This window comes from Okeania sp. SIO3I5, assembly GCF_010672085.1.
Classification (GTDB): domain Bacteria; phylum Cyanobacteriota; class Cyanobacteriia; order Cyanobacteriales; family Microcoleaceae; genus Trichodesmium.
Genome location: NZ_JAAHHT010000474.1, coordinates 1 through 2,603, shown reverse-complemented (window position 1 = coordinate 2,603; position 2,603 = coordinate 1). Strand labels below are relative to the sequence as shown.

At 40.1% G+C, this 2,603-nt stretch carries 1 protein-coding gene; it reads right to left on the bottom strand.

Annotation, left to right across the window (positions count from 1 at the left end):
• Window positions 1-1,750: 1,750 nt before the first annotated feature.
• Window positions 1,751-2,095: a hypothetical protein gene (locus tag F6K40_RS39765; protein ID WP_293145705.1), complete on the bottom strand. Its 345-nt coding sequence runs from the start codon at window positions 2,093-2,095 to the stop codon at window positions 1,751-1,753.
• Between the last annotated feature and the right edge of the window lie 508 nt (window positions 2,096-2,603).

Here is a 2,603-nt window from a genome sequence, read left to right as displayed (position 1 = left end):
GTTCTACTAACTGCATTATCCATCCTTTAAACATTTAACGAGCTGTTCTGCAATCCTTTCTCAGTCTAAGATATTTTTAGTTGTTTTCCTATGTTTTTCTATAAAATCAATAAAACTTTACAATACTAACTTTTTTTCTGTGGATATAGAGGGTTATTCTAGCTGCTTCATAAAACTGATACAAAGCGTCACCTAGCGTGACAAATTGATAGCGAAGCTCCGACCTAGGAGACTGTTTACTTCCTGCTTCTACTGAGGCCATCGGCGGTTACTCATCCACAGGCATTTACGGGTCTTGCCCGACCGCATCTGCTAAGTTTATACTTACATTTAAGTCTTTGTCAATAGACATTATTATTCATGGTTGTTCTCCAACCCTCACAGCGCCTCTCCCAGTATTGAGCGGGATTTTTGGAGAGGTCTAATAAGACTGCTAGAAATGTTTAAGCAGCCATTAGTGCAGAAGATACATAAGTGCGACTCATTACTTACAAATGTGTGAAGAGAACTACCGTATTATATCCCTTACACACGTAAATTGTTAACAAGCGTCTAAACTCCATCATCGGTTGCTAATAAATAAGTCCAAGCTTCAAGAAAAAGATTTCCATCTGTTAAAGTTACCCACCTTTTAGTATTAATTGTCCAAAATTGCTATTTGTTGTTAGTTCGAGCCTAGCTAGAGTATATACCCTCCTGTTAACTGTAGAACAGACAGACTAGCAGGAGAATAATATTATCTCTATTTTCCAGTCACTTTAGCCTCTTAGCCTCAAAAGATTGGGGAAATTTATCTAGATTTAGTTTGGGTTGCTCGGGGAGAATTTTAGCACTGACTGCAAGTTAGTCATTCCCGAAATTATTCCCTTCGTGAACTAAGAGACTGTTTGTCAAAGGAATATTAAATCTAGGCCTAGTGGCGTGTCAAGACTAAAATTGTGGATTAGGAGTGAGCCACCTAGGAGACCTCTCCCCCCTGCCCCTCCCCCTCTCCTGATGAGTGAGAGGGGGGAAATACTCCCCCTTCCCTCCCCCCCTTTCACGCCTATCCCTTATCAGGAACTCTTGAAACCCTTGTGGGAGGGTGGGGAGGATGGGGAGGATGGGGAGGAGGGGGAGGAAGAATTCTGTCTACATTCATAAAAAAGTGTGTTTTTCAATACACTTTTCTCCTGAAAAAGCCGATTCAAGACTTAAAGATAACTTGTCTATGTTGTCAAGTTTTATGTTAAGTAAAGATGTTTATAAAGCATAGCTTTCACGCGGGGGCAGGGGGGATAGTTGTGGGGTTGGGGGGTTAAGTTTTTTAACCCACATTTTCAAGCTTGACACCGCAGTAGTGGATTGTTTCACTTGACATACTCCCGACGTTGCCCTTACGGGAAAAATAGGGATTCTTCAGTCTGGGAAACCCTGACCGCTGCGCATGACAGAGGTGATGTGCTCCCCCTGTTTTAAAATAGTGCATTAGCTTTTCTAGTAATCACCCCATCCCCCCATCACCCCATTTTCTAATGCAACATTTAAGATGAAACAGTCAAGTAGGGTGGGGAGGGTGAGGCGACAATAACTAGTTATTGTCGCCAAAATTTAACTTTTCGCACCCCACCCACCAAATATCAAGCACTATATATAATAGCCCTATTAATCTTTAATTTACAAACACTCTCTAATCAGAGATTTTGTTCCCAGTATAATTGTCCCTATTAGCCTTCTTGGAATTGTTTTCTCTAAATATTGAATAGGTAAACTATGCTGACTCAAGAACGTAATTGAGTTTAAGTTTTAGATCGTCACTAATGGGTAAATCTCTGACTTCTTTTAGCAATGCTTTTACTGATTCAGCTTTGCTACGTTCGGAATAAATCTTGACTAAAATCGCTTCTATTCCATATTCAGCTATAGTTTCTCCCACAATAGTCATAAGGCCAAGAACCGTTAAACCTCCAACCATTCCGAAGGGTCCTCCTAGTATGGCGATCGCTGCTATTAAGGAATAGGTCCCCCCTATTCCTCCTGTTGATGTAGCCATCACGATAGTGAGTATGACACCAGGTAGACCTAAGGATGAGACTTTTTTGACTACTTCATCCATTGAAACCTCTTTTATTTACTTTAAACGACATACATCAATAATATCAAATCATTATATTTGTATCATCTCCGATAGTATCATTTATCTAAAAAAAAGGTGTTGATTAATCAAGCTATGAAACCTAAATTGATTTGGCCAAATATAAAATTCTTTTTAGTTAATAGTTAGGCGGTTGCCATTAACTGGGCTTTGGGAAAAAAGTAAAATATAATCGCCTCTATTATATCGAAGCCAAGCGTGTATCTCTAGAAAAGAGGGAGTAGGGAGTAGGGGAGTAGGGGAGTAGGCATTGCTCATTCATTGTCTGAGCTAGAATATTTACAACCCTACATTTTTTGAGTCCTGTACAGACGACACCTCCCACACCTCCGACACTTCCCAATCATAGAACCGAAATGGGATCTATAGATAATAAGATATCCTTAAAAATCAACAACTTTTGCGTCGACAAGAGTTGTTGATTTGGAAGGGGTATAGCCAATAGAAGAAGTGGGATGCAGCGCTTTGG

Excerpts from the sequence above, each read along its gene's own strand:
- F6K40_RS39765 (WP_293145705.1), bottom strand. The coding sequence starts at position 2,095 with ATGGATGAAGTAGTCAAAAAAGTCTCATCCTTAGGTCTACCTGGTGTC.